Raw genomic sequence first — 16152 nt, forward strand, 5'->3', positions numbered from 1 at the left:
CGTTCTCTACCGATCGCAGCCCGACCGGCTGCGCTCGTGGAGGAAGGCCACCGGAGCCGAGCCATCGGCGTTCAGCTGGAGGATTTCCCGCGGCCTGCCCTGCTCATCCAGCACCAGCAGGCCGATGCCCGAGCCGTTCCACAGACGCTCGCCCGCCTGGCTGCGGTCCGGCACACGCGGCACGACTTCCAGGCGCCGCCGCTTGGTCAGCCAGTTCAGCGGCGACCAGGGCGCATACAGCCAGCGATTGAGGCGATCGAACCAGTCCAGCAGGCGTCGTGGAAACTCGTTCTTCACCCCGCTGCTGGTGATCTGCCAGACCCTCGGCCCGCTGTCGCGGGCGCGGATGTGCACTTCGTAGACGAAGGAGTAATGCACGTCACCGGAGAGGATCACGTAGTTACCCGGCGTGCGCGAATGACGGAAGATGTTCATCATCACGTGCGCGGCACCACGGTGGGCCATCCAGTTTTCCGCATCCACCAGCAAGGGCTGGCCGGCCCAGCTGAACACCCGCTGCACCGCCTCGATCAGCTTGACGCCGAACATCGGCGCCGGCGAGACGATCAGCACCGAGGGCTTGTCGAGGATGTTCTGCTGCAGTTCGCTCAGCGCCTCCCAATCCATCAGGCCGGAAGGGCGACTCAGATTGCGCTCGCTGCGCCAGCGCCGGGTGCGGGTGTCGAGCACCACCAGCGGCGGTTCGCTTGGCAATTCGTAGCCCCAGCCGTCCAGACGCAGCAGCGTCTCGATGAAACGGTCCTGTTCGGCGCAATCGAGCCAGCCATCCCGAGCAGCCTCCAGCAGCTGCTGCACCTGCGCCAGCAGCGCGCCGAAACGCTCGGGCTGATTGCCCCAGGCCTGGCAGAGCAGATAGGCGATGAGCGCATTGCCGATGATCCGCCGCGACAGCGGGTGGCCGTAGGCGGTCTCCTCCCAGCGAGCCGACAGGTTCCAGTCGTCGGTGATGTCGTGGTCGTCGAAGATCATCAACGACGGCACATGGGCCAGCGCCCGCGCAGCCTGCGGCAAAGTGCGCCGGAACCCCCGCAGACAGTGTTCTTCGCGGCGATAGCGCTCGGCGTGCTTCGTCTCGAGCGCGGGCATCACCGGTTCGATCAGCGACCACGGCGTGGGCGACCACACCAGCAGGTACATGGCCATGACCTCGGCCAGGGTGATCAGGTGGTTCTGTCCGTTGGCGGTGGTGAACACCGGCTTTTCCACACCGCCGAAGAAGCGTTCGCGCAACGCCTCGTTGGACTTGAACGCGGGCAGCAATTGCTCGCGCCGGTAGTAGGTGGCCGGGTGGGCCAGCAGTTCATCGCTGTCATCCACCACCGCGCCCTGGAGATGCTCGCCGTACAGGCCCAGCCGGCGCATCAGCGCGTGGATGGCCACCAGCATCGGCCCAGCGACATCATCGGCGTAGACCTGGTCGCCGGTCATCAGCAGCACTGCCGGGCGCGCGTCCGGATCGGTCAAGCCGCGGCGCACCAGCTCGTCCACGCACAGCAGCCCATCCGCGGCCGCATGGTGCGGTTTGCGACAGGAGCCGTGCAGCACGCGGTCGAGCCGCGACTTGATGACGAAGCTCGGCCGCGTGGCGCCGTCGTGCAACAGGTGTGGCGCCCAGTCGGCGATGCCCCGCGGCTGCTCGCCCTCGTGGAGCAAAAGGTCGTACTCGATCAGGCAATCGCCGGGCAGCGCTGCATCGGGCGTGAAACGGATGAGGTGCAGCACCGCATGATGGCCAAGCCGCAGCCGCTGGCAGGCCTCGCCTTCGAGCCGAATGCGCCGCTGCTGGCCGGCCTGGGGGCTTTCAAGGATCAGCGACAGCTCGAGCACGCGTGACGCGATCAGCCAGAAGGTCAGACCGCCAGGCTCGGCTCGACGCAGCAACGGGCCGGCCAGCACGGGCGGCAGATCCTGGTGGGTGGGAATATCGGTCAAGGGCAACCCTGTCTTTGGCAACAGGCTTCTCTGACAGCACACCGGCCCCGATCGCTCATTGGAAGCAGCGAGGGGCTCGACTTGCCGTTCAAGGGGCGCCGAACATGGCCGTCCAGTAGATGGCCGCGTCGCTCTGCGGATCGACCGCATAGGCCGCGCCCAGCTCGGTGTACGCCGGGTTCATCAGATTGGCGCAGTGCCCCGGGCTGGCCAGCCAGCCTTCCAGCACCTTGCGCGCGGTCGGCAGCGCCGCGGCGATGTTCTCACCGACCAGGCTACCGGCGTAGCCGGCGAGTTCGGCGCGATCGCCCGGCGTACGGCCGTCCTCGCTCAAGTGACTGAAGAAGTTGCGATTGGCCATCGCCCGACTGTGAGCCTCGGCGGTGCTGCCCAGCGTCGCGTTCCAGGCCAGCGGCCGCGCGGCGGCGAAATCCTGGCTACCGCAACGGCGCGCCGAGGCCCGGGCACGATTGATCTGTTCCAGCAGCTTCTGCCCTTCGGCCTGCCAGTCGCCGAGGCGACCATCGAGCAGCGGCCGCGCCACCACGATGCGCCAGTCGCGACCTTCGCGGCTGACGCCGATATCGGTGAACTGAGGATCGAGGATCACCCGGCAGAAGCTTTCGCGCAGCGCCTGCATCGCCGCCTGGGCATCCCGCGGACCGGACAGCGTGATCGCCTGCACCGTGACCATCGGGTAGCCTGCGCGGGACAAGGCATCCTGCAGGTCACCGGCGGCGCCGACCGGCAAGTTCAGCCGCGAATCGGCCGTGAGTGGCGGCAGCTCCTCGCTGGCCTTGCTGCCGCAGCGCTGCACCTCGCCACGGTAGGCATTGATCGACTCGACCAGCCGGGCCTCCTCGGCCGCAGCGGCGCCGGCAACGCAAAGGGTCGCCAGCAGCAGGACGGATGACAGAACACGCATGACAGTTCTCCAGCAATTCCCTGACGGAACGACGCGCACCCGGCGCGAAAACTGGCGCCATGGTGCGTGACACCGCCGCGCTTGTCATCACCGCAGCGGCACAAGGCCACCGGCTGGGCGCCGCTGGCGGCCTTGGCTATGATCAGGCGCCATGAACAGCCAACCGCCGATTCGTCAATCCTGCCCACCCGGCACCTGCACCTGTCGGCGGGACGAGCTGCTGGAAGCGCCGGGCGCCGACGTGCGCATCCTGCTGCTCACCCGCCACGAGGAAAACCGCCTGCTCGAGCGTCTGGCCAACGTGCAGAGCCTGGAGGAGCTGGAGCGGCTGCAGCAGCGCATGTTCGAACAGCTGGGCATTCGCATGACGATCGCCCCTGGCCACAACGAAGTGCGCAGCATGCGTGGCATCGCCGTCGAGTTCGCCGAGCAGCCCGGCCTCTGCCGCAAGACCCGCCCCGCCATTGCCGCCGCCGTTCGCCGCGGTCTGGCGCAGCGCCCGGAAATCGCCTGGCGCCTGCTCGATGCGCACGATTTGCTGGGCGGGTTATGAGCAACCTGCGCCCCGTCGCGATCGACCTGCGTTCGCTGCCATGCGCGGTTTCATAGCCGAGCCCGCCCCCCTTCGAAAAAAATCCGTTCCTGCCGCTTGACCCTCACGCAGCGTCAGCCCCGACGATCCCTGCCGTGCGAAACGAAAAGGAGACATCAATGTTGCTCAAGGTAGGCGAACTGGCCAGGCGCTCCGGCGTGACCGTCCGGACGCTGCATCACTACGACAACCTTGATCTGCTCAAACCGTCCGCACGCTCCGATGCCGGTTATCGGCTCTACGACCGCAAGGACATCGAGCGCCTGCATCACATCCAGGCACTGCGTGGCCTTGGCCTGTCGCTGACCGACATCGGAGCCCTGTTGAACCAGCGCGCGGTTTCCCTGCCTGGACTGATCGACCAGCAATTGCTGCAGCTCGATCGCCAGTTGCAGAGCCTCCAGCGCCTGCGCAGCCGATTGCACAGGCTGCGCGAGCGCTACGTTCTGGGCGAGGAACCCGCGCTGACCGACCTACTGGATACCCTGGGATCGATGATCATGTACGAGAAGCACTTTTCCGCCGACGAACTGGCCAGGCTGGCCTTCACCGAACGCCTCGACCAAGGCACCAGTGCCTGGCCCGCCCTGGCTGAGCAGGCCAAGGCACTGATGGAGGCCGGCGTACCGCCGCAGGCTGAGCAAGCACAGCGGCTGGCGCGGGACTGGATGATCCAGCTCGAGCGCGACACCGCGCAGGACCCAGCCCTGCTGACCCGGCTCGACACCATGCACGCAGCCGAGCCCGGGCTGCAGCAGCGAACCGGCGTCAGCCAGGCCATGCGCGACTATGTGCTGGCGGCGTTCGCCGAATACCGCCTGGCGATCTACCGTCGCCACCTGACGGACGACGAGTTCGCCCGCATGCGCACGCATTACGCCGCAAGCCTGCGCCAATGGCCGGAACTGCTCGCGCAGCTCCAGCGCTGCCGTAGCGAGCGTCTCCCGCCGGAGCACGAATTGCGCGCCGATGAGCTGGAGCTGCATGTCACCAGCGAGGAAGGCGCCTATGCCACGGCCACGCTGCCCGGCCCCTTCGGCGAAGCGAAGAAGCCCGAGCAGGTGCCCGGCCAGATCGCCGACCTGCTCAGCCAGCTGGGCACCACCATCTACCACGCCGAAGAGGTCGAGGTGGATGCGCCGCAGGCGTTCTTCATCCCCAACTCGCAACTCAAGGCGCTGCGCCGCGAAGCCATCGAGGCACTGACCGAAGCGCGCGAAGCCATCCACCCGCGCGGCGGGCGCAAGCCGGTCAGCGTGCCGCCGCCAGTCTATCCAGAATCGCACCTGTCGTTTCTCTACAACGTCTACAACGAGAAGGCCCGAACCTTCTATCACCGTTACGGTGTGCAGCTGATCGACGCGGCGTACGAGGCCCATGAGGAAACCGGCGAAGTGCCGGTGATGATCACCAAGCACTGCCTGCGCTTCTCCTTCAATCTGTGCCCGAAGCAGGCCAAGGGCGTCACCGGCGTGCGCACGAAGGTCGCGCCGATGCAGCTGGTGCACGGTGACGAGGTGCTGACGCTGAAGTTCGACTGCAAACCCTGCGAGATGCACGTGATCGGCAAGATGAAAGGCCACATCCTCGACCTGCCGCAGCCGGGTAGCGCCGCCAGCGTGGTCGGGCACATCACGCCGGACGACTTGCTCAAGACCATTCGCCACAAGCCGGCGTAACCCGCTGGCCGGCGGCACAGGCGTTCGTCATGGACGCCTGTGCCGCTGATCGAATCTCGGCGCGACAAGCTACGCAGAGGCGATGCGACGCCGTATGAGCGTCACGTCCTGAAACGCAGAGCCATATGGTTGAGGTCGGTGGCCAGTCTGGCCAGTTCATCGCTGGCGGCCGCAGTCTGATCGGCGCCAGCCGCCGACTGAATGGAGAGGTCCCGTATGGCCATCAGGCTGCGGTCCACTTCCCGAGCGACTTGTGCCTGCTGTTCGGCGGCTGTCGCGATCATGACGGTGCGCTCGTTGATGATCGCTACCGAGGCGGCAATGTTATCCAGCATGGCCCCTGCCTCACGAGCCACACCCAAGGTTCTGCCAGCCTCTTCCGTGCTCAGGGCAGTAGCCTTGACCACGCTATCGGTACCGGCCTGGATCGCCGCAATCATCAGTTCGATTTCCTGAGTCGATTGCCCGGTACGGTGAGCGAGCGCCCGAACCTCATCGGCGACCACGGCAAAGCCACGCCCCTGGTCTCCGGCACGTGCTGCTTCGATAGCGGCATTCAGGGCAAGCAGGTTGGTCTGCTCGGCGATGTTGCGTATCACATCGAGCACCTTGCTGATATCCCGTGCCTGTCCAGCAAGGCCCTCGACATGCCCGCCGGTGTCACTGATGCGCGCCGATAGGCTATCGATCGCCTTGACCGTATCGTTGACGTGATGGCGGCCCGCCTCGGCAGCAGCCGTCGAGTCACGCACGCTGTCAGATGTCGAGGCCGCGTTGCTCGCTACCTCTTCAATGGCAGCCGTCATCTCGTTGACAGCTGTCGCCGCCAGCTCAACCTGCTCATTCTGCCGCTGCAGGCCGCGTTTGCCTTCGTGTGCAACGCTGGTCATCTCTTCCGTTGCCGTCGCCAGCTGGGTCGAGGAATCGCCTATGTGCTTAAGCGTCGCGCGCAACGTCGCCTGCATCGTGGCCAGGGCGGCCAGCAGGCGGGCAGGCTCGTCGGTGCCTTCCAACTCGATTGGCTGGCTCAGGTCAGCCCCGGCGATGCTTTCAGCCACCTGCACAGCTTGTCCCAGTGGCTTGGTGATGCTGCGCGTGAAGCCGATCGCCAAGCCCGACGTGGCCAGGATCGCGAAACCCATTACACCGAGCAGGACCCACAGACTGCGGGTATAAACCAAGCCAGCCGATACACTCGATGCCTTGGCTCCTTCGTCGTTGTAAGCCGTCAACGCTGCGAGTACCTGATTGATATCCGTACCCTGCTGCCGCATGTCGCCGTTGAACAACGCGACGGCAGCGGCCACGTCGCCACTTTCCAGCGACGCCAGCAAGCGATCGAGCGACTGGCCGTAGCGATCGACCGCACCCTGAACGCTCCGCACGAGCTGCCGTTCATGCTCGTCGATGACCGGTGAGCCCAGATACGCTCCCAATTGCTCTTCGATGTGCGACCGGCGCCGACCAATCTCACTGCTTGCCGAGGATGCCGAGCCATCGTCGGACGGAATGAGGGAACGCGCTACTGTCAGACGCAGCTCCAGCACATCTCCCCGAAGCCGGCCAGTGTCTCGAACGCCGGCTAGCCAGTTGGTTTCGATGACCTGCTCCGTTTCCCGCAGCGCCTGGACCTGAAACAGCGAAAAACATCCGACAAACAGCAACATCAACGCGATGACCGAGAAGCTGGCAGCAGCTCGGGTGGATACGTTCATTGAGCGGAACATGGGGCACCGTGAGGGGGAGGCATCGAAGCCGGGCTGCTTCGAAGTGATACAGAGTGTTTCACCGGTCCAATAGCTGTACAAGATCCGTCCATCGATATCACGACGACATCAGACCAAAGAAGTAGAACCCCCTTTCGCACCGTCTGCGAGGGCCGATGCTCCGATCGCCCTTAGTAACTACGGAACCATCGTGCGAATCGCAGCGCCCAACAGCCAGTAGGTATGCACCGCGCCACCCGTGGTCCAGAGGCCAACGGAGAGCAACCTCAACTCGTGCACTCGACAAGATAGGTGAAGCCATGACCCAGATACTGATTGCCGCGTTTGACCGCTATGCCCAGGCGGAGCAAGTCAAAGCCGAACTCGTGACCGAGGGTGTCTCCCATGACGACATCCAGCTGTCGATGTCCATGAACCCGTCGAACGTCGATGGCAGTCGCGTAGAGGTCGTTGGCGAGGAGCCGGACTCGGACGCCACGGCGGCCGAACATATCGGCAACTTCTTCCGCAAGATCTTCGGCGATGGTGCCGCCGCTCATGCCGGACGTTATCCCGAGGCGGCCCGACGCGGATCGACCATCGTGACCGTATCGCTTCAGAACGAAGAGCGGGTGCCGATCGTCGAGCAGATCATGGAGCGCAACGGCGCCATCGACATCGACGAACGCAGCGCAACCTGGAATGACGATGCCACGCCCGTCACCGCCAGCACGGAGACACTGACAACCGGCTACCCGGACGCCACCTCCATCAGCGTCGACGAGCGAGAGCTGAACGGTACCGCGACGCCGGAGCGCGGCCAGGACTCCGGCAGTATCCCCGGCCGAGCCGAGAATGAAAAAGCCGCCCGACGCGACAACACTGCTGGGCGCGTGCGCATCATTCCGCGCTGATCGTCAGCTCTGCAGCAGCGACTGCAGCGTCAACGCGTCGGTCACTGCGGCGCCGCTGGCAGTGTTGTCGAAGATGCACCAGCAGGGTGTATCGCTGTAGTCACGCAATTGCTCGGCCAGGCGCTCCAGCCATTGGCTGGGATACGCCGAGTGATAGATCTGCGGGGATCCATGCAGGCGGTAGTAGCGCAGGCCCGGCCAGCCACCCGGCTCACCGCCACCCGGGAGGGGCGACGGGTCCGCGGCGGCACGGGCGATACGCCAGTGCCGGAGCTGGGCGTCGGCCTCCAGCCAGCTGGCATGTCGTGGTTCCAGCGCCAGGTCGCCGCCGTAGCGCTCGCGCAGTTCCGCGAAGAACGCCTCAGCCAGCGTGTGCTCATAGGGCAGCGATGGGGGCAACTGCAGCAGCAGGCAGCCGAGCCCGGCGCCCAGCTCGGAAACTTCGCTGAGAAAGCGCTCCAGTTCCTGCGTGCAATCTCGCAGGCGCTTTTCATGGCTGATCTGCCGCGGCAGCTTCACGCAGAAGCTGAACCCCTCCGGCACGCTGGCAGCCCACTTGCGGTAGGTCGCAGGGCGATGCGGGCGATAAAAGGAAGAATTGATTTCCGTCGCGTGAAGCACCTGTGCATAACGCTCGAGATGAGTCCCCTGCGCGGGGAAGACTCGCCCGGCGTCGCGCGGCAGGCTCCAGCCGGCACAGCCGAGGCGAATGTGTGAGCTCTTCGTCATCGCGACCTCTTCTTCTCCGATATCCACGCGACACCGAGCCGGTGCTTTAGACTTGCGCGCTTTTCGCAGTTCACGACTCACGGTCAATCCATGAAGCAGCGCCCCGTCACCCCCTTTCAGATCCTGATTCTGGTCCTGTCTGTCTATGTGATCGGCGCACTGGCGCGCCGACCTGGTATTCGACCAGCCTGACGATGTTTCGACGTTGCTCGGTTATCTGGACAACGTCGTCTGCTTCTTTTTCTTCCTCGATTTCTGGATGCGCCTGCAACAGGCGGAAGACAAGCTGCGCTTCATGCGCTGGGGCTGGATCGATCTGCTGGCCAGTGTGCCGGCCGGCGGATTGCAGGCGGCCAAGCTGTTCCGCGCCTTCCAGGTGCTGCGGGTGCTACGGGCGATCAAGTCGCTGCGGCTGATCTGGCGAATCCTGTTCCGCAATCGCGCCGAGGGCATCGTCGCTTCTGCCGCCACCGCGACCATGGTGCTGGTGGCATTCGGCGCGCTGACCATGCTGCTGGTCGAGGCGCCCAACCCGCAGAGTTCGATCAACACTCCCGAAGAAGCATTGTGGTGGGCGTTTGTCACCGTCACCACGGTCGGCTACGGCGATTTCTACCCAGTCACGACCGAAGGTCGCATCGTTGCCGTGCTGCTGATGGTGTCAGGCGTAGGTCTTTTCGGCAGCTTCGCAGCGTATATCGGTTCGCTGTTCGTTGCCGACCGGCACGCAGAGCACCAGTCAGCCGATGCAGAGACGCTGCACCGCCTACTGTTGCAAATGGAAAGCCTGACGGAGGAGGTGCGCACTTTAAAACTGCAGCTAGAAAGCCAGCCGACAGGCCGCGACCATTCGCAGGGTGCACAATGAACTAGCCAGGTCGTCGGATTGATAACGCGTATGGCGACTCCTTAGTAGTAGCACGAGTCGTAACAGAACACTGATCAGCAAAGGCGTCGATCATGGCAAAGGCCGGAGGCAAGCAGTTCAAATCCATCAGGCTCGAGCGCCTGGCGCGGTTCATCGAGTGGGCAACGGCGCGTTATCCGGATTTCGTCGCGAAGAAGCACCACCAGGAAAAGTGGTTCGCGCCCTATATCGGCTACCCGATGCCGGGGCTCGGCCGGGCGGCAAAAGCGTTCTGGCTGGGGCTGCACGGCCCGGCAGTGGACCAGCTGATGGCCGAGCCCGCTACGGATGAACTGCTCGAGCGGATCGTCAGCCGCGACCTCGGCGAGATCCCCTGCAGCATCGATGTGTACGGCAGCCAGAAGACGTTCACCCTGGGTTCGCCCGCCCACCTGCTGGAACCGGAATGGGCACTGCGCCTGGCCGACAGCCCACAGCGCGACGACTTCCCAGGCAATCTCCAGGCGGCCGTCCAGCAGTACGTACGCGGTCGTCTGCAGTTGCTCGAGCGGCCCTTCGCCGAGATGGACGAAGAGGACCGCCAGCGCTGCCTCGCGCGGATCCGGCCGGAGCTGTCGCGACTCGACGAGTTCCTGCAGCACGCGGTCGCCACGGTCAACGAGATCCGCCACGACCTGCGCTATCTGGTGACGCTGCACCATGGCCCGCTCGAGCTGGAACTGCAGCGGCGCATTCCCGCCGACCAGGACCACCTGCTCAGCGCTGCCGAAGTCGAGACCTGGCAACGCCAGGACCGGGCCGATCTGCAGGCCAGCTTCGAACGCATGCTCGAACTCGCCGACGGCTTCGACCTGCAGCAGCTCGGCCACAAGCGTCTCACCGAACTCATCGCGCTCGAACCCGGACGCATGCGCAAGGCAATTCGCGCCGCGCGCCGCGAGCACGAGGAACGCATGGCCTTCGCCGTGCTGCTGGAAAACAACCCGCGCTTCGTCCATTACCACAAGCTCTATCCGGCGCGCCGGCTGACGCGACGCTGGATCGCCCTGCTCGGCCCGACCAACAGCGGCAAGACGCACCGCTCCATCGAGGCGATGGCCGCCGCCGAGCACGCCATCTACCTCTCGCCGCTACGTCTGATGGCACTGGAGAATCAGGAGCGCATCGAATCGATGGGCGTGCCCTGTTCGCTGGTCACCGGCGAGGAGGAAATCATTCGCGAAGGCGCCACGCACTTCTGCTGCACCGTGGAGGAGTTTGCCCGCTTCCGGCACCAGCACTGGGACGTGGTGGTGGTCGACGAGGTGCAGATGATGGCCGACCCGCAACGCGGCTGGGCCTGGGTCGATGCGCTGGTCAGCGCGCATACGCCGAAGCTGATGATGACCGGCCCGGCGCTGATCGAGCCGTCGCTGCGCACGCTCTGCGAACTCTGCGAGGACCAGCTGCAAGTGCAGCGCACCAAGCGCCTGTCGCCAGTGGAGGTGGCCAAGCACGCCACCACGCTGGAGCGCCTGGAGCCCGGCTCGCTGCTGGTGGCGTTCAGCCGCAAGCTGGTGCTGGAACTCAAGGGCATGCTCGAAAGCGCCGGCAAGAGCGTATCGGTGGTCTACGGCGCGCTTTCGCCGGAGGTGCGCCGCGAGCAGGCCCGCCGCTTCCGCGAAGGCGAGGCGGACATCATGGTCGCCACCGACGCGGTGGGCATGGGCCTCAACCTGCCGGCGCACACACTGTGCTTCTACACCGACGAGAAATTCGACGGCATCCAGAATCGCCAGCTCAAGGTGCAGGAGGTCAAGCAGATCGGTGGCCGCGCGGGCCGTTTCGGCCACCACGACAGCGGCGAAATCACCGCGCTGGACCCGCAGACGCTCAAGTCCATCCGCCGCCTGTTCAACAGTCCGGACGCGCCGGTGGACCTCAGCCAGTTCCAGGTGCGCCCATCCATCGATCACCTTTCCGCCATCTCCGAGCTGATGGGCGAGCCGAGCCTGCTGCGGTCCTGGCTGACCTTCAACCGCAACATCAATTACGGCGAAGCGTTCGTCTCGGTGCTGCCGGACGAACTGGCCGAGTGGATCGAGCTGATCGACGATCCGAAAATCCCACTCTGGTTGCGCTGGACGTTCGCCTGCACGCCGATCCGCGGCGGTTTCGACAGTCCGGCCTGCCAGCATGCACAGCGCTGGATCAAGCGCGTCGCCGAAGGCCACGCCATCCCCATGCCGCGCCTGCTGCTCGGCGCCGACCTGGCCAGTCTGGAAAGCACGCTGCACGTGGTGGAAACCTACCTGCACCTGGCCCGCAGCCTCCCCGAGCATTTTCCCGAACACGACGATGGCGAGGAGGCCCGCAAGCTGCTCAACGATGCCATCACCCGCGAGCTGTCGCGCCAGCGCAAGCCACGGGCGGCGAAGCGCGGTGGCGGGCGCAAGGCAGGCCGGCGGCGCTGAGTTTCGCTTGCCGACACGCGAGATAGGCCCGCGCGCGTCGCTATAATCGCCGCTTTGCCGCCAAGCGCGAGCCCCGCATGCCGATCAACTATGCCCGTCGCCTGACCGATCGCCGACGCTCCACCCGCAGCAACCGCCAGCTCGGACTCTGCCTGGCCTTCGTCGCCGGCGCGGCGAACGCCGGAGGCTTTCTGGCCGTGCAGCAATACACCTCGCACATGACCGGCATCGTCTCGGCGATGGCCGACAACCTCGCCCTCGGCGCCACCGATCTGGCGCTGGCTGGCTTCGGCGCACTGCTCTCGTTCGTCCTTGGCGCCATGTGCTCGACGCTGATGATCAACTTTTCGCGACGGCGCCGACTGCACAGCCAGTACGCCCTGCCGCTGGCGCTGGAAGCCGGGCTGTTGCTGCTGTTCGGTATCCTCGGCGCGCAGCTGATGTCGGTTCCGGGCTTCTTCGTGCCGCTGACGGTGGTGCTGCTGTGCTTCATCATGGGCCTGCAGAACGCGATCATCACCAAGCTTTCCAACGCCGAGGTGCGCACCACGCACATCACCGGAATGGTGACCGACATCGGCATCGAACTGGGGCGGTTGATCTATTTCAACCGCAATCGCGATGGTGAACTGCCGCCGGTGCGGGCCAATCGCGAACGTCTGCGCATCAATGCGTTGCTGGTCAGCTGCTTCTTTATCGGCGGTCTCAGCGGCGCACTGGGCTTCAAGCACTTCGGCTTTCTGTCCACCGTACCGCTGGCCGCTCTGCTGCTGACTCTGGCGCTGGTGCCGATGGCCGACGACTTGAGGCTAGGCTGGCGCCTCTGGCGTCGGCGGCGCTGAATCACCGCCCCAGCGAATCGGCGCTGACCACAGCAGCACCCGTTTGTTCCGTGACCAGCCTGAAAAATGTTCGATTTTTTACTTTGACAGCGGCTTTCTTTGCCTCTAAGTTTTCGTTTCCGAACAATTCCGAACCAACGCAGTGCTCGGAATAAAACAAAAACAAACGAACGAGGCTCCGCGCATGAGTACGCCCATCGTCCCGACCCTCAAGGGACAATGCATCGCCGAATTTCTCGGCACTGCCCTTCTCATCTTCTTCGGTACCGGCTGCGTCGCAGCGCTCAAGCTCGGCGGCGCCGACCTGGGGCTGTGGGAAATCAGCATCATCTGGGGTATCGGCGTTTCGATGGCGGTGTACCTTGCCGCTGGCGTTTCCGGTGCCCATCTGAACCCGGCCGTCACCATCGCACTATGGCTGTTCGGCACCTTCGAGCGGCACCGGGTGCCGGCCTACATCCTGGCGCAGGTGGCCGGCGCCTTCTGTTCCGCGGCATTGGTCTACGGGTTGTACAGCAGCCTGTTTTTCGATTTCGAACAGGCCCAGCAGATGGTTCGCGGAAGCGTCGAGAGTCTCGAGCTCGCGTCGATCTTCTCCACCTATCCGCACGCCTCGTTGTCGTTCGGTCAGGCGTTCCTTGTGGAAGTGGTGATTACGGCCATTCTGCTGGCGATGATCATGGCCATCACCGATGACGGCAATGGCCTGCCCAGCGGCCCGCTCGCCCCTTTGCTGATCGGCCTGCTGATCGCCGTGATCGGTGGTGCGATGGGACCGCTGACCGGCTTTGCGATGAATCCGGCGCGGGATTTCGGGCCTAAGCTGTTGACCTTCCTGGCCGGTTGGGGTGACGTGGCCTTCACCGGTGGGCGAGACATCCCGTATTTCCTGGTTCCGATCTTCGCCCCGATTCTCGGTGCCTGCCTCGGCGCTGCAGGTTACAAGGCACTCATCTGCCGGCACCTGCCAGGGGTTGGCTCGGCCGCCTGTGATGCACCCAAACCCAAGGAAAAGGCCACTGCCGAAATGGGCTCCGCGCAGCCCGATGTCAGCAAAGTTCGCTAAGGAAACGTCGCCATGAGCAACCAGAACAAGCAATTCATCGTCGCCCTCGACCAGGGCACCACCAGTTCCCGCGCCATCGTGCTGGACCGCAACGCCAACGTGGTGACCATCGCCCAGCGCGAGTTCGCGCAGATCTACCCACAACCGAGCTGGGTCGAGCATGACCCGATGGAAATCTGGGCGACCCAGAGCGGCGTGTTCGTCGAAGCCCTGGCCCAGGCCGGCATCACCAACGAGCAGGTGGCGGCCATCGGCATCACCAACCAGCGCGAGACCGCCATCGTCTGGGACAAGATAACCGGACGTCCGATCTACAACGCCATCGTCTGGCAGAGCCGCCAGAGCACGCCGATCTGCGACCAGCTCAAGCGCGACGGCATGGAAGACCACATCCGCAAGACCACCGGACTGGTGATCGACCCCTACTTCTCCGGCACCAAGATCAAGTGGATTCTCGATCACGTCGAAGGCAGCCGCGAACGCGCTCGCCGTGGCGAGCTGCTGTTCGGCACCGTCGACTGCTGGCTGATCTGGAAGATGACCCAGGGCAAGGCCCACGTCACCGACTACACCAACGCGTCGCGCACGCTGCTGTTCGATATCCACAAGCTGGACTGGGACCCGGTGATGCTCGAAGCGCTGGACATTCCCCGCGAGATGCTGCCGGAGGTGCGCTCATCCTCGGAAGTTTACGGCCACGCCTATATCGGTTCCGGCCAGAGCACCGGCATTCCCATCGCGGGCATTGCCGGCGATCAGCAGGCCGCGCTGTTCGGCCAGATGTGCGTCGAACCCGGGCAGGCCAAGAACACCTACGGCACCGGCTGCTTCCTGCTGATGAATACCGGGACCAAGGCAGTGCAGTCCGAACATGGTCTGCTGACGACCATCGCCTGCGGGCCGCGGGGCGAAGTGAATTACGCGCTGGAAGGCGCCATCTTCAATGGCGGCTCCACCGTGCAGTGGCTGCGTGACGAACTGAAGGTGCTCAACGAATCGCTGGATTCGGAGTACTTCGCCACCAAGGTGCCGGACAGCAACGGCATCTACCTCGTGCCGGCGTTCACCGGCCTTGGCGCGCCCTACTGGGACCCGCGTGCCCGCGGCGCACTGTTCGGCCTGACCCGCGGGGTCAAGGTCGATCACCTGATCCGTGCTGCGCTGGAATCTATCGCCTACCAGACCCGCGACGTGCTCGACGCCATGCAGCAGGATGCCGGCGAGCGCCTGCGCGCCCTGCGTGTGGATGGCGGCGCCGTGGCCAACAACTTCCTCATGCAGTTCCAGGCCGACCTGCTCGGCACCCAGGTCGAGCGCCCACAGATGAAGGAAACCACCGCCCTTGGTGCGGCCTACCTGGCCGGGCTGGCGACCGGTTTCTGGAGTGACCTCGACGAATTGCGCAGCAAGAGCAGCATCGAGCGCGTGTTCGAACCGGCGTGCGGAAGCGAACAGCGCGAAGCGCTCTATCGCGGCTGGCAGAAGGCGGTCGAGCGCACCCGCAACTGGGCCGAGGACTGAGAGGCCCACCCCGCGCCTGCCCGCGACCGGGTCGCAGGCAGGCGCGGTATTGCGCGAATTCGAACAAAGCGCGCTTTAATCGAACGTCAGACTGGGGCATGCTTCCGCCACCACCGCGAACAAGGAAGCCCCATGAGCCTGGCGCCCCGACAGCAGAACATTCTCGAACTCGTGCGCGAACGCGGCTATGTGAGCATCGACGAACTGGCCCGGCACTTCGCCGTCACCCCGCAGACCATCCGCCGCGACATCAATCAGCTGGGCGACGCCGGCCTGCTGCGGCGCTACCACGGCGGCGCGGCCTACGACTCCAGCGTGCAGAACACTGCATACAGCCAGCGCGCGCATCAGATGCGTGACGAAAAACAGCGCATCGCCGCCGCCATGGCCGCACGCATCCCCGACCAGGCTTCGCTGTTCATCAATATCGGCACCACCACCGAAGCCATTGCACGCGCCCTGCTCAACCATCGCGATCTGAAGATCATCACCAATGACCTGCATGTGGCGAGCATCCTCAGCACCAAGGAAGACTTCGATGTGCTGATCGCAGGCGGCAACGTGCGCAGCGACGGCGGCGTGGTGGGCCAGGCGACCGCAGACTTCATCAGCCAGTTCAAGGTCGACTTCGCCTTGATCGGCATCAGCGGCATCGACGAGGACGGCACCCTGCTCGACTTCGACTACCAGGAAGTCCGCGTCTCCCAGGCGATCATCCATAACGCACGCAAGGTCTTCCTCGCGGCGGACTCCAGCAAGTTCGGCCGCAGCGCCATGACCCGGCTCGGCTCCCTGGAGCAGATCGACTGCCTGTTCACCGATACCCAGCCGGACGACGTGTTCGCCGAACTGCTGGCACAGTACAAGGTGCATCTGGAGATCGCCGACTAGGTTCGGCGTCAGC

At 64.8% G+C, this 16152-nt stretch carries 11 protein-coding genes and 3 pseudogenes; 10 read left to right on the top strand and 4 right to left on the bottom strand.

The features are described 5' to 3' along the window. Nucleotides 1-6 precede the first annotated feature (6 nt). Together P5703_RS13220 and P5703_RS13225 are read right to left on the bottom strand one after the other, a co-directional pair. Nucleotides 7-1917 carry a metallophosphoesterase family protein gene (locus P5703_RS13220; RefSeq protein ID WP_045633335.1) on the bottom strand — a complete coding sequence of 637 codons (1911 nt, stop codon included), beginning with the start codon at nt 1915-1917 and terminating at the stop codon, nt 7-9. A 124-nt stretch (nt 1918-2041) separates the two neighbouring features. Continuing rightward, nucleotides 2042-2878: a CAP domain-containing protein gene (locus P5703_RS13225; protein ID WP_011912779.1), complete on the bottom strand. Its 837-nt coding sequence runs from the start codon at nt 2876-2878 to the stop codon at nt 2042-2044. Between the two features lie 151 nt (nt 2879-3029). Between P5703_RS13225 and P5703_RS13230 the strand changes: the two genes are divergently transcribed. From P5703_RS13230 to P5703_RS23955, 3 genes and pseudogenes are all read left to right on the top strand, one after another. Then, nucleotides 3030-3431, top strand: coding sequence for a hypothetical protein (locus P5703_RS13230; RefSeq protein WP_045158440.1), 402 nt, complete (start codon nt 3030-3032; stop codon nt 3429-3431). A gap of 158 nt (nt 3432-3589) precedes the next feature. Then, nucleotides 3590-3886 (top strand): annotated as a pseudogene (locus P5703_RS23950) (MerR family transcriptional regulator); the annotation flags it as partial. 543 nt (nt 3887-4429) lie between these two features. After that, a pseudogene (locus tag P5703_RS23955) lies at nt 4430-5149 on the top strand (DUF3656 domain-containing protein); the annotation flags it as partial. Nucleotides 5150-5250: 101 nt separating this feature from the next. On the opposite strand, the gene P5703_RS13240 reads toward P5703_RS23955, so the two are convergent. Then, nucleotides 5251-6864, bottom strand: a complete 1614-nt coding sequence (locus tag P5703_RS13240) for a methyl-accepting chemotaxis protein (protein ID WP_234493196.1) — start codon at nt 6862-6864, stop codon at nt 5251-5253. Between the two features lie 311 nt (nt 6865-7175). Between P5703_RS13240 and P5703_RS13245 the strand changes: the two genes are divergently transcribed. Further along, nucleotides 7176-7769, top strand: coding sequence for a hypothetical protein (locus P5703_RS13245; protein WP_017245757.1), 594 nt, complete (start codon nt 7176-7178; stop codon nt 7767-7769). Between the two features lie 3 nt (nt 7770-7772). Here the strand turns inward: P5703_RS13245 and P5703_RS13250 are convergent, their stop codons facing one another. Next, nucleotides 7773-8498, bottom strand: a complete 726-nt coding sequence (locus tag P5703_RS13250) for a DUF72 domain-containing protein (RefSeq protein WP_285587359.1) — start codon at nt 8496-8498, stop codon at nt 7773-7775. 90 nt (nt 8499-8588) lie between these two features. Here P5703_RS13250 and P5703_RS13255 point away from each other — a divergent pair. The 6 genes and pseudogenes from P5703_RS13255 (at nt 8589) to P5703_RS13280 (ending at nt 16139) form a co-directional block, all read left to right on the top strand. After that, nucleotides 8589-9366 (top strand): annotated as a pseudogene (locus tag P5703_RS13255) (ion transporter). Nucleotides 9367-9458: 92 nt separating this feature from the next. Beyond that, nucleotides 9459-11819: an SUV3 family DEAD/DEAH box RNA helicase gene (locus tag P5703_RS13260; RefSeq protein ID WP_011912768.1), complete on the top strand. Its 2361-nt coding sequence runs from the start codon at nt 9459-9461 to the stop codon at nt 11817-11819. 77 nt (nt 11820-11896) lie between these two features. After that, nucleotides 11897-12661, top strand: coding sequence for a YoaK family protein (locus P5703_RS13265; RefSeq protein ID WP_011912767.1), 765 nt, complete (start codon nt 11897-11899; stop codon nt 12659-12661). Between the two features lie 184 nt (nt 12662-12845). Further along, on the top strand, nt 12846-13727 hold the full coding sequence (locus P5703_RS13270; RefSeq protein WP_285587367.1) for an MIP/aquaporin family protein: 882 nt from the start codon (nt 12846-12848) through the stop codon (nt 13725-13727). Nucleotides 13728-13739: 12 nt separating this feature from the next. After that, entirely contained in the window at nt 13740-15248 is a 1509-nt protein-coding gene (gene glpK, locus P5703_RS13275; RefSeq protein WP_011912765.1) for a glycerol kinase GlpK, read from the top strand. A 132-nt stretch (nt 15249-15380) separates the two neighbouring features. Further along, a complete protein-coding gene (locus P5703_RS13280) occupies nt 15381-16139 on the top strand; it encodes a DeoR family transcriptional regulator (RefSeq protein ID WP_017245763.1) in 759 nt (252 codons plus the stop codon). The last annotated feature ends 13 nt before the right edge of the window (nt 16140-16152 follow it).

It is taken from the genome of Stutzerimonas sp. FeSN7, assembly GCF_030263795.1.
In the GTDB taxonomy this organism is placed as follows: domain Bacteria; phylum Pseudomonadota; class Gammaproteobacteria; order Pseudomonadales; family Pseudomonadaceae; genus Stutzerimonas; species Stutzerimonas stutzeri.

Coding starts and splice junctions, on each gene's coding strand:
- P5703_RS13225 (WP_011912779.1), bottom strand. CDS start 2,878: ATGCGTGTTCTGTCATCCGTCCTGCTGCTGGCGACCCTTTGCGTTGCC.
- P5703_RS13230 (WP_045158440.1), top strand. CDS start 3,030: ATGAACAGCCAACCGCCGATTCGTCAATCCTGCCCACCCGGCACCTGC.
- P5703_RS13240 (WP_234493196.1), bottom strand. CDS start 6,864: ATGAACGTATCCACCCGAGCTGCTGCCAGCTTCTCGGTCATCGCGTTG.
- P5703_RS13245 (WP_017245757.1), top strand. CDS start 7,176: ATGACCCAGATACTGATTGCCGCGTTTGACCGCTATGCCCAGGCGGAG.
- P5703_RS13250 (WP_285587359.1), bottom strand. CDS start 8,498: ATGACGAAGAGCTCACACATTCGCCTCGGCTGTGCCGGCTGGAGCCTG.
- P5703_RS13260 (WP_011912768.1), top strand. CDS start 9,459: ATGGCAAAGGCCGGAGGCAAGCAGTTCAAATCCATCAGGCTCGAGCGC.
- P5703_RS13265 (WP_011912767.1), top strand. CDS start 11,897: ATGCCGATCAACTATGCCCGTCGCCTGACCGATCGCCGACGCTCCACC.
- P5703_RS13270 (WP_285587367.1), top strand. CDS start 12,846: ATGAGTACGCCCATCGTCCCGACCCTCAAGGGACAATGCATCGCCGAA.
- glpK (WP_011912765.1), top strand. CDS start 13,740: ATGAGCAACCAGAACAAGCAATTCATCGTCGCCCTCGACCAGGGCACC.
- P5703_RS13280 (WP_017245763.1), top strand. CDS start 15,381: ATGAGCCTGGCGCCCCGACAGCAGAACATTCTCGAACTCGTGCGCGAA.